15 protein-coding genes are annotated in these 20,859 nt (G+C 71.9%); 3 read left to right on the top strand and 12 right to left on the bottom strand.

The window, feature by feature from the left end:
• Positions 1-68: 68 nt before the first annotated feature.
• The 3 genes from IE286_RS05235 to IE286_RS05225 form a co-directional block, all read right to left on the bottom strand.
• Positions 69-314: a chaplin gene (locus IE286_RS05235; protein ID WP_189795416.1), complete on the bottom strand. Its 246-nt coding sequence runs from the start codon at positions 312-314 to the stop codon at positions 69-71.
• A 207-nt stretch (positions 315-521) separates the two neighbouring features.
• A complete protein-coding gene (locus tag IE286_RS05230; RefSeq protein WP_189795415.1) occupies positions 522-1,163 on the bottom strand; it encodes a response regulator in 642 nt (213 codons plus the stop codon).
• On the bottom strand, positions 1,156-2,301 hold the full coding sequence (locus IE286_RS05225) for a GAF domain-containing sensor histidine kinase (RefSeq protein ID WP_189795414.1): 1,146 nt from the start codon (positions 2,299-2,301) through the stop codon (positions 1,156-1,158). The genes IE286_RS05230 and IE286_RS05225 overlap by 8 nt, the downstream gene beginning before the upstream one ends.
• 577 nt (positions 2,302-2,878) lie before the next feature.
• Here IE286_RS05225 and IE286_RS05220 point away from each other — a divergent pair.
• Positions 2,879-3,613 carry a transglycosylase SLT domain-containing protein gene (locus tag IE286_RS05220; protein WP_372462542.1) on the top strand — a complete coding sequence of 245 codons (735 nt, stop codon included), beginning with the start codon at positions 2,879-2,881 and terminating at the stop codon, positions 3,611-3,613.
• 97 nt (positions 3,614-3,710) lie between these two features.
• Here IE286_RS05220 and IE286_RS05215 read toward each other — a convergent pair whose 3' ends face one another.
• The gene (locus IE286_RS05215; protein WP_189795412.1) at positions 3,711-6,281 is read right to left on the bottom strand and encodes an FHA domain-containing protein; all 2,571 of its coding nucleotides are present in this window, start codon (positions 6,279-6,281) and stop codon (positions 3,711-3,713) included.
• Positions 6,282-6,579: 298 nt separating this feature from the next.
• On the opposite strand from IE286_RS05215, the gene serB reads away from it, so the two are divergent.
• A complete protein-coding gene (serB, locus tag IE286_RS05210; protein WP_189795411.1) occupies positions 6,580-7,788 on the top strand; it encodes a phosphoserine phosphatase SerB in 1,209 nt (402 codons plus the stop codon).
• Positions 7,789-7,837: 49 nt separating this feature from the next.
• Here the strand turns inward: serB and IE286_RS05205 are convergent, their stop codons facing one another.
• The 4 genes from IE286_RS05205 to IE286_RS05195 form a co-directional block, all read right to left on the bottom strand.
• Complete coding sequence (locus tag IE286_RS05205; protein ID WP_189795410.1) at positions 7,838-8,356, bottom strand: SixA phosphatase family protein; 519 nt, start codon at positions 8,354-8,356, stop codon at positions 7,838-7,840.
• A gap of 368 nt (positions 8,357-8,724) precedes the next feature.
• Entirely contained in the window at positions 8,725-8,925 is a 201-nt protein-coding gene (locus tag IE286_RS05200) for a hypothetical protein (protein WP_189795409.1), read from the bottom strand.
• Positions 8,926-9,105: 180 nt separating this feature from the next.
• Positions 9,106-9,225 carry an SGM_5486 family transporter-associated protein gene (locus tag IE286_RS27580; RefSeq protein WP_267969727.1) on the bottom strand — a complete coding sequence of 40 codons (120 nt, stop codon included), beginning with the start codon at positions 9,223-9,225 and terminating at the stop codon, positions 9,106-9,108.
• Positions 9,226-9,272: 47 nt separating this feature from the next.
• Positions 9,273-10,613 carry a CynX/NimT family MFS transporter gene (locus IE286_RS05195; protein ID WP_372462540.1) on the bottom strand — a complete coding sequence of 447 codons (1,341 nt, stop codon included), beginning with the start codon at positions 10,611-10,613 and terminating at the stop codon, positions 9,273-9,275.
• Between the two features lie 82 nt (positions 10,614-10,695).
• On the opposite strand from IE286_RS05195, the gene IE286_RS05190 reads away from it, so the two are divergent.
• On the top strand, positions 10,696-11,391 hold the full coding sequence (locus IE286_RS05190; RefSeq protein ID WP_189795407.1) for a FadR/GntR family transcriptional regulator: 696 nt from the start codon (positions 10,696-10,698) through the stop codon (positions 11,389-11,391).
• Between the two features lie 121 nt (positions 11,392-11,512).
• Here the strand turns inward: IE286_RS05190 and fabI are convergent, their stop codons facing one another.
• From fabI to IE286_RS05170, 4 genes are all read right to left on the bottom strand, one after another.
• The gene (fabI, locus tag IE286_RS05185; RefSeq protein WP_189795406.1) at positions 11,513-12,280 is read right to left on the bottom strand and encodes an enoyl-ACP reductase FabI; all 768 of its coding nucleotides are present in this window, start codon (positions 12,278-12,280) and stop codon (positions 11,513-11,515) included.
• A gap of 5 nt (positions 12,281-12,285) precedes the next feature.
• Positions 12,286-12,990, bottom strand: coding sequence for a 3-oxoacyl-[acyl-carrier-protein] reductase (gene fabG, locus IE286_RS05180; RefSeq protein ID WP_125499075.1), 705 nt, complete (start codon positions 12,988-12,990; stop codon positions 12,286-12,288).
• Positions 12,991-13,133: 143 nt separating this feature from the next.
• On the bottom strand, positions 13,134-14,651 hold the full coding sequence (locus tag IE286_RS05175; RefSeq protein ID WP_189795405.1) for a hypothetical protein: 1,518 nt from the start codon (positions 14,649-14,651) through the stop codon (positions 13,134-13,136).
• On the bottom strand, positions 14,648-20,518 hold the full coding sequence (locus IE286_RS05170) for a hypothetical protein (protein WP_189795404.1): 5,871 nt from the start codon (positions 20,516-20,518) through the stop codon (positions 14,648-14,650). Before IE286_RS05170 ends, IE286_RS05175 begins: the two co-directional genes overlap by 4 nt.
• Positions 20,519-20,859 lie beyond the last annotated feature (341 nt).

Below are 20,859 nucleotides of genomic sequence, written 5' to 3'. Positions count from 1 at the left end.
CCGGGAGAAGCGAGCGGCCTCCCGGGGAGTCCGGGAGGCCGTGGGACAACCGCTTCCGGTGGGCCGGGTCAGTGGTTGAGGCCCGCGTTGCCGAAGGCCGGGTTCAGGACGCCGATGACGTCGACGCTGTTGCCGACGGCGTTGACCGGGACGTGGACCGGGGCCTGGACGGCGTTGCCCGACACGACGCCCGGAGAGTGCTTGGCGGCGCCGGCGGCCGAGGCGCCGTCGTGGGCGGAGGCCATTCCGGCACCGGCGGCCACCAGACCGCCCGCCACCATCGTCACAGCCGCTGCCTTCTTCAGGTTCTTCACTTCTCAGCCCTTCTCACTGTCCGCCGCGGCCGTCGCCGCGGCACGCACTGGGGAACGGCCGGGGCGGACGGAGGATGCGCCATCCGGGGGACATTCCCACGACGGTATGAATCTCAGCCCGGAACGTGCCGTCTGCACCGTGCCGCCGTCCCTCCCGGCCGGACCGGCCGGGGCCTCTCGGCCGGACCGGCCGTGGCGCGGTGCCGGTCAGCGGGTGAGGCCGTGGCGTACGGCCCACAGCGCGGCCTGGGTGCGGTCGGCGAGGTCGAGCTTCATCAGGATGTTCGACACGTGGGTCTTCACGGTCTTCTCGGACAGCACCAGCGCGCGGGCGATCTCGCGGTTGGAACGGCCGTCCGCTATCAGGCCGAGGACCTCCCTCTCCCGCTCGGTCAGCGAGCCGCCCCTCCCCTGGGCAGGACCGGACGCCTCCTCGGAGAGCAGCGCCCCGGCGACCTCCTGCTGGAGCAGGACGTGACCGGCGTGCACGGAGCGGATGGCGCCGGCGAGCGCGTCGGGGTCCACGTCCTTGTAGACGTATCCTGCGGCGCCCGCGCGCAGGGCCGGGACCACCGTGCGCTGCTCGGTGAAGCTGGTGACGATCAGCACCCGCGCAGGATTGCCCAGCTCCCGCAGCCGGCGCAGGGCCTCGACGCCGTCCATGACCGGCATCTTCACGTCCATGAGGACGACGTCGGGCCGCAGCTCCTCGGCGCGCGCGACGCCCTCGGCGCCGTCCGCGGCCTCGCCGACGACCTCGATGTCGTCCTGGACCTCGAGAAAGGTGCACAGGCCCCGGCGCACCACCTGGTGGTCGTCGACGACCAGCACCTTGATCGGTTCACCCACCGGGGACCTCCATCTCGACCGTGGTGCCCTGACCGGGCGCCGATTCCACCGTGAGACTGCCGCCGGCCCCGCTCGCGCGGTCCCGCATGGAGACCAGGCCCAGGTGACGTCCCGCGGCACGCACGGCCTGCGGGTCGAAGCCCCTGCCGTCGTCGCTGACCCGCAGCACGGCGCCGCGGCCGCGGCGCTCCAGGGTGACGTCCACCTGGGTGGCGCCGGAGTGCCGCAGCGCATTGTGCAGGGCTTCCTGGGCGACCCGCAGCAGCGCTTCCTCCTGGGCGGCCGGCAGGGCGCGCAGGCCGCGGGCGGTGAAGGTGACGCGCGCGTCGTGGGCGCGGTCGAGGACCTGGATCTGGGTGCGCAGGGTGGCCACCAGTCCGTCCTCCTCCAGGGCGGCCGGACGCAGCTCCACCACGGCGGCGCGCAGCTCGTCGGCGGCCTCGGCGGCCAGCGCGGCCACCTGTTGCAGCTCCCCCTTGGCGCGCGCCGGGTCACGGTCCACGAGGGCGACGGCGGCCTGGGCGGTCAGGCGCAGGGAGAACAGTTTCTGGCTGACGGCGTCGTGCAGCTCGTGGGCGAGCCGGGAGCGTTCCTCGGCGATGGTCAGCTCGCGGCTGCGCTCGTAGAGACGGGCGTTGGTCAGGGCGATCGCGGCGTGCTGGGCGAGGATGCCGAGCAGTTCCTCGTCCTCCTCGGTGAAGCCGCAGCCGCCCTGCGGCCTGGGGCAGCGCTTGTTGGCCAGGAACAGGGCGGCGATGACCTCGTCGCCGTCGCGGACGGGCACGCCGAGGAAGTCGGCCAGCTCCGGGTGGGCGGACGGCCAGCCCTCGAAGCGGGGGTCCGTACGCACGTCGGCCAGGCGCTGGGGCGTGGCGTCGTGGAGCATGGCGGCGAGGATGCCGTGCTGGCGCGGCAGGGGGCCGATGGCGCGCCACTGTTCCTCGCTGACGCCGTCCACCACGAACTGGGCGAAGCCGCCGTGGTCGTCGGGGACGCCGAGGGCGGCGTACTCGGCGTCGAGCAGGTCGCGGGCGGAGGCGACGATCGTCTTCAGGACGTCGCGCACCTCCAGGTGCCTGCTCATGGCCAGCAGTGCGTCGCTGACGGCGGCGAGGCCGGACCGGGGGCCGTGACTCATGCGCTCACGGTACCGGCGCACCGTACGGGCGGGATCGGCCCCGCGGCGGCCCTGGGTCCCGGACCGGGGACCTAGGTCCGCGGTCCGAAGAGGATCCGAAGAGAAGCCGAAGAGAAACCGGAGAGAAAGGGCATGCTCCGGGGCCTGGGAGCAGGGCCGGGCCAGGGGCCCGAGGGCGCTCACGGTGGGCATTGCGACCGCAACACCGAGTGAGATGGATCTCGGGGTGATGTGAGGACGCACACAGGGCGTACATCACGTACGACCGCGCATAGGAGGCACGACAGCCGGGGTGAACGGGAAAGACAGCCCGGTCTGTCCCGATTTATCAGTTCCTGATCCACTACTCGGCTTCGTACGTCACACCTTTGCCGGGGCATTTTGCGGCCGCTAAGAATGTCTCTCGTCGCTCGGCGCCGCCGACTCCGTTGCCCGGCGCTCGTGGGAAGGACCCCCTCCCGCAGTCCGGAGAGCGACCTCCGCGCTACTCGAAGAGGTCCAGTTCTTCATGCCCGCAAACTTCCGCTTCCCCAGTCGTGCGCTGTCCAAGGCCAACGAGGTCCTGCGGGACCGTGCGCTGCCGAAGGCCGCCGCGGCCGTCCGTACCGGCCGTGCGCTGCCGGCGGCCCAGAAGTGTGTCGTCGCCGGTGCCGCCGCGCTGAGCGCCGCCGCGATCGCCGTGCCCACCGCCGTGGCCGGCGGCGGTCAGACCACCGTCGCCGACGCCGCCCCCGCCGCCCCGGTGAAGGTCAGCTCCCAGCCGGTCGAGCACGTGCAGGCCAAAGTGACCGACCGGCTCGCGAGCACCGGCGTCAAGGTCCAGGACATACAGGCGCGGCAGCAGGCCGCCGCCCGGCACAAGGCCGCCGAGGTGCAGCGCAAGGCGCAGGCCGCCGCGCAGCACAAGGCCGCCGAGCGCAAGGCCGGGCAGACCGCCGTGAACCGCTCCGCGCAGCGTGTCCAGGTGCAGCAGGTCGCCTCCAAGCGTTACCCGGACAACCTCGACGGCTGGATCCGGGAGTCGCTGGACATCATGCGCAAGCACAACATCCCCGGCTCCTACAACGGCATCCACCGCAACATCATGCGGGAGTCCTCCGGCAACCCGTACGCCATCAACAACTGGGACATCAACGCCCGCAACGGCGTCCCGTCGAAGGGCCTGCTGCAGGTCATCCCGCCGACCTTCAAGGCCTACCACGTGCCCGGCACGTCGTGGAACATCTACGACCCGGTCGCCAACATCACGGCCGCCTGCAACTACGCGGCGCACCGCTACGGCTCCATGGACAACGTCAACAGCGCGTACTGAGCGCGGAGGTCGGCGCGGACCTTGGACGAACGCGACGCACAAGGGCGGCACCCCGCGCGGGATGCCGCCCTTCACCGTCCGTGTGTGCGAACGAGCGCTACTTCCGCATGACTTCGGGCTCGTGGCGGCGCAGGAAGCGCGCCACCAGGAAGCCGCACACCACGCCCAGGGCGATCAGCGCGGTCATGTCGATGCCCCAGGCCGACGCCTCGTGGTCCCACACCGGGTCGGTGTCGGTGGGGTCGTCGGCGTTCGGGGCGATGTTGTTGAAGTCCAGCGTGGTGCCCGCGGCGGCCACCGCCCAGCGCGACGGCATCAGGTAGGAGAACTCGTTGACGCCGGGCGTGCCGTGCAGTGTGAACAGGCAGCCGGTGAACACCACCTGGATGATCGCGAACATCACCAGCAGCGGCATGGTCTTCTCGGCGGTCTTCACCAGCGAGGAGATGACCAGGCCGACCATCATCGAGGTGAAGCCCAGCGCCATGATCGGCAGGCACAGCTCGAAGAGCGTGGCACCGCCGAGGATCAGGCCCTGGCCGGGGATTTCACGGCTGGAGAAGCCGATCAGACCGACCAGCAGCCCCTGCAGCACCGTGATCACGCCGAGCACGACGACCTTGGACATCAGGTAGGCCGAGCGGGACAGGCCGGTGGCACGTTCCCGCTCGTAGATGACCCGCTCTTTGATCAGCTCGCGGACGGAGTTCGCCGCGCCCGCGAAACACGCGCCGACCGCGAGGATCAGCAGCACCGTGGTGGCCGTGCCGTTCGGGGCGTGCACGCCGGTCTGCGGGTTGACCGGGTTGACCAGCAGACCCTTGTCGTGGTTGATGAGCAGGCTGACCGAGCCGAGCACCGCCGGCAGGATCACCGTCAGTGCCAAAAAGCCCTTGTCGGAGGCGATCACCGCCATGTAGCGGCGGATCAGGGTCAGCAGCTGCGCGCCCCAGCTCTGCGGTTTGGGCGGCTTGACGGCCTGCGGCGCGGGTGCCGCCGCGGGCTGCGGGGCGGCGGAGTCGACGTCCGCGGCGTACAGCTGGTAGTGCTGCGAGCCCTTCCACCGGCCCGCCCAGTCGTAGTCGCGGTAGTTCTCGAAGGCGGAGAAGACGTCGGCCCAGCTGTCGTAGCCGAAGAAGTTCAGTGCCTCCTGAGGCGGGCCGAAGTAGGCGACCGAACCGCCCGGCGCCATCACCAGCAGCTTGTCGCACAGCGCCAGTTCGGCCACGGAGTGGGTGACGACGAGGACGGTGCGGCCGTCGTCGGCCAGGCCGCGCAGCAGCTGCATGACGTCGCGGTCCATGCCCGGGTCGAGGCCGGACGTCGGCTCGTCCAGGAAGATCAGCGACGGCTTGGTGAGCAGCTCCAGCGCCACGGACACACGCTTGCGCTGGCCGCCGGAGAGCGAGGTGACCCTCTTGTCCTTGTGGACGTCCAGCTTCAGCTCGCGCAGCACCTCGTCGATGCGGGCCTCGCGCTCGGCGGCCGTGGTGTCCGCCGGGAAGCGCAGCTTCGCCGCGTACTTCAGGGCCCGTTTGACGCTCAGTTCCTTGTGCAGGATGTCGTCCTGCGGCACCAGGCCGATACGGCGCCGGAGTTCGGCGAACTGCTTGTACAGGTTCCGGTTGTCGTAGAGGACTTCGCCCTGGTCGGCCGGGCGGTACCCGGTGAGCGCCTTGAGCAGGGTGGACTTGCCGGAACCCGACGGGCCGATGACCGCGACCAGCGACTTCTCCGGGACGCCGAAGGAGACGTCCTTGAGGATCTGCTTGCCGCCGTCGACGGTGACCGTCAGGTGACGGGCGGAGAAAGACACCTCACCGGTGTCGACGAACTCCTCCAGCCGGTCGCCGACGATCCGGAACGTCGAGTGGCCGACGCCGACGATGTCGGCCGGACCGAGCGTCGCCGAGCCGCCCTTGGGGATCGGCTGGCCGTTGACGTAGGTGCCGTTGTGGCTGCCGAGGTCGCGGATCTCGAACCTGCCGTCGGGCGTGGCGTGGAACTCCGCGTGGTGGCGGGAGACCTGCAGGTCGGACACCACCAGGTCGTTCTCCAGGGCGCGGCCGATGCGCATCACGCGGCCGAGCGAGAACTGGTGGAACGTCGTCGGGCTGCGGTCGCCGTGGACCGGCGGCGCGTCCGCACCGGCGGCGGAGGGCCGCTGGGCCGGGACCGACGGCGTCTGCTGCGCGCCCGGCCAGGGCTGCTGCGGTGCCTGCGGTCCGGCAGGTCCGGCAGCCTGCTGCGGTGCCTGCGGGCCGGCGGGCTGCTGCGCGGGTGCCGGCGCCTGGCCGGCCGGTGCACCGGGTGCCGCCTCGCCCTGCGCCGCGTACGGCTGCTGCGGCCGCTCCCGCACGGCGGCGACGGCGGCCCGGGCGGCCGACAGGGTCAGGCGCGGCCCGTCGGTGGGGTTGCCGAGGTGCAGGGTCGTGCCCGGACCGATGTCGATCTGGTGGACCCTCTGGCCCTGCGCGTACGTTCCGTTGGTGCTGCCGTGGTCCTCGATCACCCAGCTGCGGCCGTTGAAGGCGATCGTCGCGTGCCGCCAGGACACCCTGGCGTCGTCGAAGACGATGTCTCCCTGGGGATCGCGGCCCAGGGTGTAGGACGTGGACGGGTCGAGCGTCCAGGTCCGTCCGTTTGATTCCAGTACGAGTTCAGGCACTCCATGCCCCACTGAGTTGTCCCCCGAATGGCCCCCGTCGCGGGGAGTCTAGGGATGTCGAACATCGCAAGGAACTATTTCAGGCCGGGCCCACCGGCCGAAAGTCAGGTCTTGTCATGAGTACGTAACGCATGTGTCCGCCGGCGGTGCCGGCAGCGGCCGGAGGCGGCCTCGGCGGGCGGCGCACCGGGGTGCGGCCCGCCCCGGCCGTGGCTCCCGGGCGGCACCTGCCGCCGGCTGTCCGCCAGGCGGACCTGAGGGGCGCGGGGCACCGAGTGCCGGATACCGTGGACACACCATGAGCGCTTCGCAGAGTTCCGACGATCCGACCCTTCTCGTCAAGATCTTCGGGAAGGACAGGCCGGGCATCACCGCCGGCCTCTTCGACACCCTGGCGGCCTACGGCGTCGACGTGGTCGACATCGAGCAGGTCGTCACCCGGGGCCGGATGGTGCTGTGCGCACTCGTCACCCAGCCGTCCGCCGGTCTGGAGGGCGGTCTGCGGGCGACGGTGCACAGCTGGGCCGAGTCGATGAAGATGCAGGCGGAGATCATCTCCGGACACGGCGACAACCGGCCGCGCGGCCTGGGGCGCTCAGTGGTGACGGTTCTCGGGCATCCGCTCACCGCGGAGGCCACCGCGCAGATCACCGCGCGGATAACCAAGGCGGGCGGCAACATCGACCGCATCTTCCGGCTGGCGAAATACCCGGTGACCGCAGTGGAGTTCGCGGTGTCCGGGGTGGAGACGGAATCGCTGCGCACCGCGCTGGTCCCCCATGCGGCGGCACTGGGTGTCGACATAGCGGTGGTCGCGGCGGGCCTGCACCGGCGGGCGCAGCGGCTGGTGGTCATGGACGTGGACTCCACGCTCATCCAGGACGAGGTGATCGAGCTCTTCGCCGCGCACGCCGGCTGCGAGGCCGAGGTCGCCGAGGTGACGGCGGCCGCGATGCGCGGGGAGCTGGACTTCGAGCAGTCCCTGCACGCGCGGGTGGCCCTGCTGAAGGGGCTGGACGTGTCGGTGGTGGACAAGGTGCGCAGCGAGGTGCGGCTGACGCCGGGTGCGCGCACCCTGATCCGCACCCTGAAGCGGCTCGGCTACCAGGTGGGTGTGGTCTCCGGTGGCTTCACCCAGGTCACGGACGATCTGAAGGAACGGCTCGGCCTGGACTTCGCGCACGCCAACACGCTGGAGATCGCCGACGGGAAGCTGACGGGCCGGGTCGTCGGCGAGATCGTCGACCGGGCGGGCAAGGCGCGGCTGCTGCGCCGGTTCGCCGCCGAGGCGGGAGTGCCGCTGGCGCAGACGGTGGCGATCGGCGACGGCGCCAACGACCTGGACATGCTGAACGCGGCGGGCCTCGGTGTCGCCTTCAACGCCAAGCCGGTGGTCCGCGAGGCCGCGCACACGGCGGTGAACGTGCCCTTCCTGGACACGGTGCTCTATCTGCTCGGGGTGACCCGCGAGGAGGTCGAGGCGGCGGACGCGCACGAGGAGCGCTGAGGCCCCTCAGCCGTCCGCCGGCCCTGCGGCGCCCGGGGTGTCCTGGGGGTCACCGGGAGGGCGCCCAGTAGTCGGTCAGGGTCCCCACGCCCGGCTCCAGGCTCTTCCAGGAGCCGTCGAAGGAGACGACGGCGAACGCGGCGGTCGGGAATCCCCGGCGGCTCATCCGCTCACGGGCGTCGCCCTCGGCGGAGCCGCACAGCACCTCGGCCAGCCCCTGCACCCCCGGGTTGTGGCCGATCAGGACGACGTTGCGGATGTCGTCCGGTGTCTCGTTGAGCAGGGCGATCAGCTCACCGGGCGAGGCTTCGTAGATCCGCTCCTCGTAGACGGTCCTGGGCCGCTGCGGCAGTTCGTGGACCGCGAGCTTCCAGGTCTCCCGGGTGCGGGTCGCGGTCGAGCACAGAGCGAGATCGAAGGGGATGCCGGTGTCGGCCAGCTTCCGCCCGGCCACCGGTGCGTCCTTGCGGCCTCGCTCGGCGAGCGGTCGCTCATGATCGGCCACTTGGGGCCAGTCTGCCTTCGCATGCCGGAAAAGGACGATCCTGCGGGATTCTGCGACGCTCATGGCTCCCAGCTTCGCACGAAACAGGCCACGGGGCGCAGGGAGTTGGCTCAGCGGCCCGGGCCGGTGCCCGGCCTGGTCCGCCGGTTACGGCCCGGCCCCGGTCACAAGGGCGGGACGACGCCGGCCGGGGCGCCGTGGCGCGGGGTGTGAGGGGGTGCTTGTCCTCGCAGGGTGTGAGGGGGCGCGTGTCCGGGGCGCGCGCGGACGCCCCTGAGCCCGGAGGCGCACCGCGTGCCGCTCCCCCCGGCCGGACCTCGCATTCCGCATCCCCCGCCGGGTCATGCATGTGGCTCCCCCGCCGGGGCCTCCCGTCCCCGTCTGGGAGGGACGCACCGCCCTGCCCTCTCAGCGCCCGAGCAGGGCCTGGCTCAGCGCCCGAGCAGGGTCTGTATGTGCCGCAGCAGCTGGGCGAGGGCGGGGTCGCCGGTGTGCGCGCCGGACGGGTTCATGACCAGGGCGAGCAGGACGGCGAAGCCGAGGGCAGGCAGCACCAGCGCCCACCACGGCAGCCTGCTGTCGACGCCGCCCGGGGTCGCCGATCCGGGCCGGGTGTGCGGATGGGCCGGCATGCTGTCCTCCGTCGTCTGCGCGTCCGGGTCGTGTCCGACCCGGGGCCGCGGTGTGCGGCCCTGTCATGACGGTAGGCATCCGGCGGGCACCGGCCCATCCGGTGATCCACCCACTTGACCCTGAGCCTCGCCCCCTAGGGGACAGGGGGACAGCCCCACCCCGGGGGCCGCCGGGACGGGTCAGGGGGCCACGATCGTCGCGATGACGGCGATGATCAGGAAGATGGCGAAGAAGGCTCCGAAGACGTAGAGCATCTTCTTCTGCCCGTTCTGCGGGTTCGGGTCGAGCACAGGCTGCATGGGCCCCAGTGTCGCACCTCGCCCCCGCCGCGGTGCCGCCGGGGCGGTCAGCGTGCCGCAGCCTCCTCCTCCACGGTGCGGTCGCGTCCGGCCAGCCAGCCGACCGCCATCTGCGGGATCATCAGCGCCACCATCAGCGCGATCGGCGCGCCCCAGCCGCCGGTGCCCTGGTAGAGCACGCCGACGAGCAGCGGACCGGGGATGGAGATCAGATAGCCGACGCTCTGCGCGAACGCCGACAGCTGGGCGACGCCCGCGCCGCTGCGGGCGCGCATGCCGACCATGGTCAGCGCCAGCGGGAAGGCGCAGTTGGAGACGCCGAGGAGCAGCGCCCACACCCAGGCGCCGCCGACCGGCGCGAGGTACAGGCCGGCGTATCCGGCCAGGCCGCAGGCGCCGAGCACCAGCACGACCGGGCCCTGGTGGGGCAGCCGGGTGGCCACCCGGGGGATGACGAAGGCGAGCGGCACGCCCATCACCATGATGACGGCGAGGAGCAGTCCGGCGGTGCCGGCGGACACCCCGGCGTCGCGGTAGATCTGTGCCATCCAGCCCATGGTGATGTAGGCGGCGGTGGCCTGCAGACCGAAGAAGACGCCCAGGGCCCAGGCGGTGCGGCTGCGTGTGATCCGCAGGGCGGGGGCCTGCGCGGCGGCCCCGGTCGCGGCGGGGGCGGACGCCCCGGGTGCGGGCTGCGGGGCGGCCGGCGCGGCGCCCCGCTCGCCTATGAGGGGCAGCCACGGCACCACGGCGGCCACGGCGAGCAGCGCCCACGAGGCCAGGCCGGTCTGCCAGTTTCCGCCGAGTGCGTCGGTCACCGGCACGGTGACGGCGGCGGCGAGGGAGGTGCCCAGGGCGAGGGCCATCGAGTACAGGCCGGTCATGGAGCCGACCCGGTCGGGGAACCAGCGCTTGACGATGACCGGCATCAGCACGTTGCTGACGGCGATGCCCGCGAGGGCGAGCGCACTGGCCGCGAGAAAGCCGGCCGTGTTCCCGGCGTAGGGGCGGACGAGGAGTCCGGCGGCGATGGCCGCCATGCCCGCGCACACCACCGCGGAGGGGCCGAAGCGGCGGGCCAGCCGGGGCGCCATGACGCCGAAGACGGCGAAGCACAGCGGGGGCACGGAGGTGAGCAGGCCGGCCACGCTGCCGCTCATGCCGAGGCCGTCGCGGACCTCTTCCAGCAGCGCACCGAGGCTGGTGATGGCGGGCCGGAGGTTCAGGGCGGCCAGCACGATGCCGATCGTCACCAGTCGGACCGCCCACGGACGAAGGGCGGCTGTCCGGGTGGTGCCGGCTGCTGCCGTGTCCCCGATGGCGGCGGTCGCGGCCGGGTCCGCGGGCTCGGTCGGTGGCGTCGTCGTCCGGGTCGGTTCCTCACGCATGGGCACCATCATAGAATCATAGGATGATTCACCGTCCACGGTCCGGGACACGGTCCCGGGGCCCCGCACGCAAAGGTGTCTCATGCCCCTGAGCCATCCGCGCCGCTCGGCGCTGTCCGAGCAGGTCATCGCCGCCCTGCGGAACCAGATCACGTCCGGCGAGTGGCCGGTCGGCTCCCGTATCCCGACGGAGCCCGAGCTGGCGGAACAGCTGGGCGTCGCCCGCAACACCGTCCGGGAGGCCGTGCGGGCCCTGGCCCACAACGGCCTGCTGGACATCCGCCAGGGCTCGGGCACCTACGTGGTGGCGACCAGCGAGCTGGCCGGCGTGATGCACCGGCGGTTCGCCGACGCGGACCCGCGGCACATCGCCGAGCTGCGCTCCACACTGGAGACGGCGGCGGCACGCCTGGCGGCAGAGCGGCACACCGCGAAGGACGTCAAACAGCTCGACGTGCTGCTGCGGCAGCGCGAGGAGGCCTGGGCGAGCGGTGACGCGGAGGCGTTCGTGGCCGCGGACGCCACCTTCCACCTGGCGGTCGTGGCCGCATCCCACAACGACGTGATGACCACGGTGTACGCGGACCTGAGCGAGGTGATGCGGGACTGCCTGCGCGCGGACGTCGGCGCGGACCTCACCCCGGAGGCGTACCTGGACCACGCCCGCCTGCTCGACGCCATCCGGGCCGGCGACGCCCCCAGAGCCGCCGCGGAGGCCGCGAGCTATCTGTCCCGGTGCCGTCCCGGCCGGGCGGCGTCCGCGCCGCAGGACCGCTGACCCACCCGCACCGGGGCTGACCCACCCGCACCACGGTGCGCGAAGGCGATCCGGACGACGGCGAAGGGCCCGCGTCCGAGGAGGACGCGGGCCCTTCGCGCATGCGCCGGGTGCGGCGTGATCAGGCGCCGATGGCGTGCAGACCGCCGTCCACGTGGATGATCTCGCCGGTGGTCTTCGGGAACCAGTCGCTCAGCAGCGCGACGACGCCGCGGCCGGCCGGCTCGGGGTCCTTCAGGTCCCACTCCAGCGGGGCCCGGGTGTCCCACACGGAGGCGAGCTCGCTGAAACCAGGGATGGACTTCGCGGCCATGGAGCCGAGCGGGCCCGCGGAGATCAGGTTGCAGCGGATGTTCTGCTTGCCCAGGTCGCGGGCGATGTAGCGGCTGGTGGCCTCCAGCGCGGCCTTGGCCGGGCCCATCCAGTCGTACTGCGGCCAGGCGAACTGCGCGTCGAAGGTGAGGCCGACCACCGAGCCGCCGTTCTGCATCAGCGGCAGACAGGCCATGGTCAGCGACTTCAGCGAGAACGCCGACACGTGCATGGCGGTTGCCACCGACTCGAACGGCGTGTTCAGGAAGTTGCCGCCGAGCGCGTCCTGCGGCGCGAAGCCGATGGAGTGCACGACGCCGTCCAGGCCGCCCAGCTCCTCGCCGACGAGGTCGGCCAGCCGGCCCAGGTGCTCGTCGTTGGTGACGTCCAGCTCGATGACCTTGGCGGGCTTCGGCAGCTTCTTGGCGATGCGCTCGGTCAGCGTGGGCCGCGGGTACGCGGTCAGAATGACCTCGGCGCCCTGCTCCTGGGCGAGCCGGGCGGCGTGGAAGGCGATGGACGCCTCGGTCAGCACGCCCGTGATCAGGACGCGCTTGCCCTCGAGAATTCCGCTCATGGTGATCAGTGACCCATTCCCAGTCCGCCGTCAACGGGGATGACGGCTCCAGTGATGTACGAGGCGTCGTCCGAGGCCAGCCACCGCACCGTGGCGGCGATCTCCTCCGGCTTGGCGTACCGGCCGAGCGGCACCTGCGACAGGATGTTCTCGCGCTGCTCGTCGCTGAGCGCCCGCGTCATGTCCGTGTCGACGAAACCGGGCGCGACGACGTTGAACGTGATGTTGCGCGAGCCCAGCTCACGGGCGAGGGAGCGCGCGAACCCGACCAGGCCGGCCTTGGAGGCCGCGTAGTTGGCCTGCCCCGCCGAGCCGAGCAGCCCGACGACGGAGGAGATCAGGACGACGCGGCCCTTGCGGGCCCGCAGCATGCCGCGGTTGGCGCGCTTGACCACGCGGAACGTGCCGACGAGGTTGGTCTCCAGGACCGAGACGAAGTCCTCCTCGGACATGCGCATCAACAGCTGGTCCCGGTTGACGCCCGCGTTGGCGACCAGGACCTCCACGGGGCCGTGCTGGGCCTCGATCTCCTTGTAGGCCTGCTCCACCTGCTCGGGGTCGGTGATGTCGCACCGGACGGCGAGGAAACCCTCCGGCGGCTCCCCCGACCGATACGTGATCGCGACCTTGTCGCCGGCGTCGGCGAACGCGCGGGCGATGGCGAGGCCGATGCCCCGGTTGCCTCCGGTGACGAGAACCGAGCGGCTCAACGGATCACCCTTTCATTAGCGATCTGACACACCCGCCCGAAACACTCGGATGACAGGCGGCTTCGGCAAGAAACCTATCGGTAGCGCCGCGATCGGGGGCATTAGGGCACCGACAGTGGCGCGGAGGAGTCACTGTGGGGTCTCTACAGTTTCGCCCACCGCCGATGGGCCAGCGTCAGCTCGTCGCACAGCGTACGCAGCGTCCGATCGTGGAGTGCGCCTCGGTGGGCGAGGATGTTCCTGACCTTGGCGAGGACCTTGAGCAGGCCGACTTCCTCCTCCGGGAAGGTGATACCGCCGTCGTGATGCGCCGCGAGCAGCGAGCCGACCTCCAGCTGCAAAAAGGCCGACTCCGCGCGGTCCCGGACGTCTGCGGGCGGCCGGGCGCTGTAGGCGGTGACCAAAGCGTGCAGCGGCTGCGATGTGTACCGGACGGCGAGACGGGCGAGGTGGGCGCGGGTCTCCTCGATCCAGGGGGCCAGCACCCGCTGCTGGGCCTGCCCGACCAGGACGTTCAGTTCCGGCGGCAGCACGCCGGGCCGGCCCTGCGTGTACCAGCCCGCCGGATGTCGCCGCAGTCGCCCTTCCCATGCCTGTACCAGCCCCCGGGCCCAGGCACGGCGCAGCACGGAGCTGGGTCGGCGGCGGGTGCCGGCGTCGATGGGGCCGTCGGGACACGACGCGGCATCCGCGATCAGGGTGTTGTCGAGGCAGGAGCGCAGGGCCTGTGCCAAGTGGCCGGTCGTGCCGTCCCAGGCGGCCGCCAGCCTACGGGCCAGAGACAGGTCGAAGGCCGAGAGTTCGGTGACCGTCTCTTCCCGTACGTCGTCCAGGATGCGCTGCTCCAGCCCACCGCCCCGGGCACGTCCCCCGGCGGCCGCCACGACGACACCGGTGTCCAGGCGTCCGAGCGTCCCCCACCACCAGTGCACGGCGGTCGTGGCGATGTCCCGGTCCAGCTCGTCGACCAGTGCCTCGGGAAGGTCGTCCAGCCGGGCCACGACGAGAAGCCGGGGGCGTTCCTCGGGCGGCAGACCCGCCTCCTTCACAGCCGAGGTCAGTGCACGCAGAAGCCGCTCGACCCCGCTTCCCCTGTGGCCGCCTCCCGTACCGCCGAGTGCGGTGCCGCCCGGGTCGTCCGGTTCACACCAGGCACGCAGACCGATGACCGGCCGCCAGCGCCGCGTCCTGTCCGTGAGCCGCTCGATCACCTCACCAGGGGCGACGTCCAGCTGCTCGGCGAGACGTTCGAACAGCTCCGGAACGGCGTGCTTCCGCGTGCGGATGCGTGTCCGCACCGGTGCGGCGTCGGCCCAGCCGATGTCGAACCCGGTGTCGAAGTCGAGGGCGGGCAGATCGTGCCAAACTTCGTCCTCCTGGAACACTTCTTCGTCCGCCGCTGTCGGGCTGTGGTCCTCGAGCGCACCGGGGGATCGGGGGGCGGGCACCGCGAGGACCGCCGGAGGGGACACGTCCAGGCGGTCCGGCGACGTGTGCAGCGCGGCCCGGTACAGCTCCTCGGCCTCGCCGGTGCCGACGAGCGCGTCCGGCAGCAGCCACAGGCAGTGCAGTCCCGCCGTCAGGTCGGCCTCGATCGCCGCCAGCTGCCGTCTGACCCCGGGCAGGCCGAGGAGTGCCGTGTCGTCCTGCTCCGACGTCACGGGGCCTCCGCAGCCCGAGCCCGCACGGCGCGGAAGGTGACGGGGTCCACGGCCAAGCCCTTGTCGACCTCGTCCAGCACGTCCAGCCGGTCCAGATGGGCCAGCCACTCGCGGGTCTCGTCGGCGGACAGCCCGGTTGCCGCCTGCACGTCGTCGACGGGGACGCCTTGCCCCTCCTCGACATACGCGGTCCACATCTCCAGCAGAGACAGGTCTTGTTCCGTCAGTCCGGACTGCCGGAGGTGCTCCGCCACGTTCCCCGGTTTCGCCGTCACCTTGCGGATGTTGTCCACGGCGTCGTCGAGGGTGGCTCCCCGCAACGACACATCGGCCACAGCGACCTCCGTCCAGTACGGCCAGCCGGAGGTGGCGGCGGTCAGCCGGCGACGGTCCTCGCGTGAGACGAACGGGCACTCCGGCCACGCCCGCAGCGAGTCCGCCGTCCAGCGGCGCGGCTGCAGGACCCGCACGCGCAGGCGGCGGCCGTCGTCGGTGGCCCGCAGACTCGCGACGGTCTCGGCGTCGGCGAGGACGAGCACGGACCTGGTCTGCTTGTCCTTGCGCCCTTCGTTCTGGGGTACGTGCTTGTCCGCGGCGGGTCCCGCGTGGTCCACACACAGCCGCAGCTGTTCGTCGAGGTCGTCGGCGGGAATGCCGCGCAGATCGGCGAGGACCACATGGGCGCGTCGCGGGCGGGCCGCGGCGGCGCCCGACAGGCCGGAGCGCAGATCCGCTCCGCGCTCCACGCGGAAGACCTTCACACCGCGTCCCTCGGCGAACGCGGCGACGGCCTGCAGCACCAGAGCGGGCTGGTGGAGAGCGGTCGTCGCCACCACCGAGACGCCGGGCTGGGCGGCTTCGTGCAGCTGGCCCTCGGTGAGGGGGCTGTAGCGCTGGACACCGGTGTTGCGGTCCCGGCCCAGGACACGGCGGGCGGCGCGCGGGTTGTAGTCGTAGGGCAGGCCGAACTCGGTCTCGTGCAGCTCCAGTTCCAGCTCCTCGCGGGTGCCCAGCATGTTCACCACGTTGGGGCTGCGCACGGCGAAGCCGGCCCGGTCACCGAGCCGGATGAGCAGTCCGAGGCCGACCATCTCGGTGAGGTAGATCTCGGCCTGCTGCACGCCGCACTCCTCGAACCCTTCCGGCCAGGCGTCCCGGGCGAGATCCAGCAGCTCCTTGGCGCTGTAGCCGCCTCGGTACCCGTCCTCCAGGCTGCGCAGGGCGATGACGAGGGCGAGAACGCGGTACCGGTCCTCCAGGTTGATGGTGAACCTCAGGCGTTCGGCGATGCGACGGCGCAGCGTCTCGGAGGCGGCGACCTCCTGCACGTCGCTGTCGGTGATCTCAGTGGCCCGGCCGGTCGGGACGTACGGACGGGAGTGCAGGGTCCGCACGAGCTCGCTGCAGAAAATCTGTACGAGGTTCGCCTGGTAGTTGGTGATGGCTAGGATCCGCCAGACCAGCTCCGGCCGGGCGAAGACGTAGCCGAGTGCGGCCATGGGCTCGGTGACGAGCCGGAGTGCCGCCTGAGGCTTGAGGGGCCCCACCAGAACGTCGGGTCCGCCGTGGGCGGTCGAGACGTTCGACAAGGCGCCGAAACGCTGAACCTGGTGAAGACCCGCGAAGACGATCTTGAAGCGGCGGTCGGAGCGCTCCATGAGCTGCTGGAAGCGCTTGACGTTCGGGAAGGTCGACTCGCCACCGATCTTGAAGGTCCGGCGCGAGTCGGCGGTGAGAAACGCGTCGGCCTCGTCGGCGAGCACGAGCAGCCGACGGGATGTGTCCTCGTCCAGCCAGTCGCCGAGCCGGCGCGCGATCACATCCGGGCCGGCCTGCTCGGACAACCGGCTGTTGAACACACCCCGGCGCTTCAGCTCCTCCGCGAGCAGACTCCAGATCTTGTCGGGGGCCTCGGCCTGGCCGATCTCCGCCTTGAGCAGATCGAGGTACACGGCGATGTAGTCGTCCGAACGCCGACGGAAGATCTCCGCGACCCTGCGCAGCAGCGCGGACTTGCCGAGCTGCCGTCCCCCGTACAGGAAGAGTCCACCGCGCGGGTCCATGACCTCGCGCATCTCCTCGTCACGGCCGTAGAAGACCTCGGGCGGGACCAGGCCTGCCACGAACGGCGTGTACGGGTTGTAGGCGGCCCAGGGCAGGGTGACCCGCTGCAGTGCGCGGAAGCTGCCGGGGGCCCGGGCTGCCATCCACCCGGCCACGGCCGGATCGATGACCAGGGCCTGCTGCCCCCCGGAGCGCGATGCGTCCGCCAGCCGACGGCGTCCCTCGACACCGAGCGGATGCAGGTAGAGAACCAGGTTGGCGTCGACGTCCCCGTCCTCCAGGTGGGCCAGCGGCCCGTTCGCCCGCTGTTCCTCCCAGATGAGCTGGACGGTGTAGGACGTCGCCTGGGACCCCAGCGCCGCCACGTACCCGGTGCGTTCCGCGACCCTGGCCCGCACCCTGAACCGGCGCACTCCCTGGCTCCGGGTCTCCGCCACGGGCGTGCCGGAGGGCTCGAGGCCCAGCAGCCTGAGCACGCGGGGCAGATGCTGCTTCCATTCATTGGTGCGTCCGTGCCGTGTGCACAGCGCCTTCCAGGACTCGAGCCCCAGCTCGGCCGCTTCGGTCAGCGGGGCGTCCGAGCCGTAGGTGCTGGCCCACCAGTCGGCGTCGACTCCGTCACCGCCCGGCTGCGGGACACCCGAACCCGTCAGACCGTCGAGGAAGTCCGCGAGTTCCGTCCCGTCGTCCTCGGGCCGCTCGGGCAGGGGCTTGCCGCCCCGTGCGAGCGCCAGGAATTCTTCCGCCGTCACCGTGTCGCCTTCGGTGATCAGTCTGGCGATGCGGTCGTACTCGGCCTCGCTGAGCCTCCCTGGTGTCAGGCGCAGCTGTTCCAGCTCCTGACGCTGGCGCTGGGTCGACTGCTGCACGAGCTGGGACAGCTCCTGGCTCAGCTCGTCCAGACGTGCCATCGCGTACCGGTAGCGGCCGGCGTCCTCACCGTGGGCGAATTCCTGGAGCCGGCCCGTGAACTGGCGCTCCTGATCCGGCGCGAGCAGGTTGAGAGTCCGCATCTGGGCCAGCACATCGGCCGCTTCCGTGTGCCGGCACCGGACCTTCTCACGCCAGTTCTCGCGTGCCTGCTGCAGACGGCGCTCGGCGCTGTCGGCCCACTTGGAGTCGGTGACACCGTGCCCGGCCGGGTCCCGTCGGACGGCGTCCACCAGACCACGGGCCAGGTGGAGGTCACCACGATCGAGGTACCGGCGGAGCGCGTGCTCGACGTCCGGGGGTGCCATGAGAGCGGCCATGCGGCGGCCCGTGCGCGGGTCGCGCAAATCAGGCATGCCCATGTCATCCCGTGGCAAATCGGGCAGTACGAGCAGGCAGTCGGCCGAGGGCCGCAGTCTCTCGCTTTCGCCGTCCCGCTCCGGGAGGTCTTCGAAGGGCAGGACGGGCGCCTTGCCGTCCAGCCAGTTGTGCAGCAGGAGCAGGGCCGCACCGCCGACGCCCGGGGGCGGCGGCACCTCCCGCAGTCCACGGCGTGCCGCCGCCAGGTCCGGGATGCCGGACTGAGCCGTTCCGGACGGACGCATCAGGCTGGCGGCGACGGCGTCGGCCTTGGTGAGCAGGTCGGACACGCTCCGGCAGGCGGCGTGCAGCTGTCGCAGCGCACCCGCGGTGATCGGTTCCTTCGCCTGTTTCGGGGTACGGAACCGGCTGTCGGTCTGGTCGATCAGCCGGTCGATGTGGTCCTGATCGCGCAGCGCCTCGGCCCTGGCGCGGAACCCGTCGGCGGGCAGGGGGCCGCCGTCCACCCAGTGGATGACGTCACGCAGCGCCCGGCCGAGTTCGCCCGTGCGGCCGACGAGGTACTGCAGGACACGCGTGGCCCGCTGGTACTTGGTCTTGCCTCCCGCGAGCCTCTCCAGCAGCTGCCTCGCCTGGACACCGAGTTCCTCACGCAGATCCTGCTCCTGGTGGACGTCGTCGGCGTGCTGGGTCCCGGGGTCGAAGGACCGCCCGTTGCGCACGGCCGCGACGAGGACGGTGAGCAGTTCCTGCCAGGGGCCCGCCAACCCGGCCGGTGCCGTGAAGTCGCTGACCAACGTGTGCGGCCAGCGCGCGGTCAGCCCTGTACGCAGGGCGGCGACGAGGGCGACCAGGTGGGCGTCCCGGTCCTGGGCGAGCGGTGCCGGGTCCAGGTCGTGCAGGATCTGCACGTCCGTGGCCTCCGATTCGGTCGTGCACCGGAACGCGGCGGCCGCGAACGCCAGCGCCCGCGCACGGACATCCGGCTCGGCCGACGCCTGCGTCATCCAGTAGGCCTCGGCAAGCCGCCCGGAGCGCACGAGCCGCACCACCGGCGGCTCGTGTCCGGTCTCCCACGGCGCCTGGACGTCCCAGTCCGCGTCCGCGACCGAAGCGGGCCAGGGCTCCTGGTCCGGAGCCGTGCCCGGTTCACCGGCGCCTTCACCGGTCTCGTCGTCGAGCTGCTCGCGCGGGTCAGGGGCCGTGTCCGCGGGTACGGCAGGTGGCGCGTCCGTGTCTCCGGAGGTGTCCGCGGTGGGGCGCTCGGGCTCGGAAAGGTCCGCCGCCACGGTATGGGGGGCGGCACCAACGGCGAGGGAGGCGGTGGGGCCGGAGGAGCCGGACTGCTCCGTCGGTTCCCCCGGCCGCTGCGGCTCCGGTTCCGGCTGCTCGGGCTGCGTTCGCTCCGCCGCGGACATGCCGGCCTGCGGGGATCCGTCGCCGTCCTGCGGTGCGGCTGCCGCCGGGGGCAGGTGCGCGGGAGCCGTCTCCCGTCGGTCGGCCTCCTGTACCGGCTCGTCACCCTGCCGCGGCTGCGGTATCTCGGTTTCCGCCGTCCGGGTGTCGTCCTCCGTTTGCTTCGCGCCGCCTCGTCCGCCGCCGTCCGGCTCCCCGGCGACGGTGCCCGCAGCGGGGCGGCTCTCCCCGGCATCCCCGGCCGGAGAGATGCCGGACAACGGCTCCCGGCTCCGGCCGTTCCCCGCTGTGCCGACGCCCTTGCCGAGGGCGGCCGAGAGTTCCTCGATCTGCGCGTACAGCCTGTCGCGCAGCATGCCGAGTGTCGCCGCCTCCTCCGGGTCCCCGGCTTGCTCGATCAGGGCCTCGTAGGACCTGGCGCGCTCTTCCAGAGCGGCCCGTTCGGCCCGGATCTTGTCCAAGCGCTGCCTCTCCGCTGCCAGCCAGGTGTAGCCGGCCCCGTCGGGCCAGTCGACGCCGGTGTCGGCGCAGAGGTCCGCGACTTGGTCGCGCAGGGCGGCCCAGGCGGTGAGCGAGGCGACCAGATCGTCCGTTCCGCCAGGCCGGCGGCCGCTCTCCACGTCGTCGGCGGCGGCCCGCAGTGTCACCGCCACGTGCCCGCCCAGGTCGCGGAGTTGGGCCAGTCCGTCGTCCAGTGGGCCCGGCCGGTGCGGGGCGGCTGCGACGGCGTCTTCTTCTGCGCTGCCTCCGGGCAGGTCCCGGGCAGCGGCGGCCGTGCCGCCCGTGTCCTGATCCCCTGCTGTTGTCACGACTCTCCTGAGGGTCTCGGCCAGGTTCGAGGGCGGCTGCTGGTCTGCGGCTGCCCTGAGGACGTCCAGGTAGGCCCGTGCAGTCTCCGCGGCCGGCAGTTCGCCCGGCTCGGCCGAGAGCAGGCCGTACAAGGCGCACCGGGCGAGGGTCGGCTCGAGGACCTCGAGCAGGGCCCGCAACTGGTCCGGCTGCGGTCGCCAGACGACGTCCGGCGGGCAGCCGTGTTCGTCGATCAGTACTCGTGACGCCCAGCTCAGGCCTGACCGGGCGGCCTCGGTGAGCTGTGCCGGCCGCGCCCGTGCGACCCACGCCCGATAGGCGTTCATGTCACGTCGCGATATGGAGGCACGGCCCCGGAGCCGGGTGTCGTGGCGTGCTGTGCAGCTCTGGGTACGCAGGTATTGATGCCAGGTCAGCAGACTGCGGACGGCGGGCTCATCGAGTGAGGAGAGCCAGTTGCGGAAATCGTTCCCCCACCCCTGCATGCCGACATGATGCCACTGGCCTCACGCGCGGGTACACGTTCTTGCAGCAGTGCCGGCGGGACGCGCAGAGCCGGCACTCGGGAGTTCCCGCTGAGCCCGTCGGTGACCGCGGGACATACTGCACTGCGACGCCGAACGTCGTAGCCCGCTCAGACTGCCAAGAACTCACCACCTGGGGAGCC

Source organism: Streptomyces thermodiastaticus (genome assembly GCF_014656135.1).
Classification (GTDB): Bacteria; Actinomycetota; Actinomycetes; order Streptomycetales; family Streptomycetaceae; genus Streptomyces; species Streptomyces thermodiastaticus.
The sequence above is the reverse complement of the archived record's forward strand: the minus strand, read 5'-3'. Positions and strand labels throughout refer to the sequence as shown.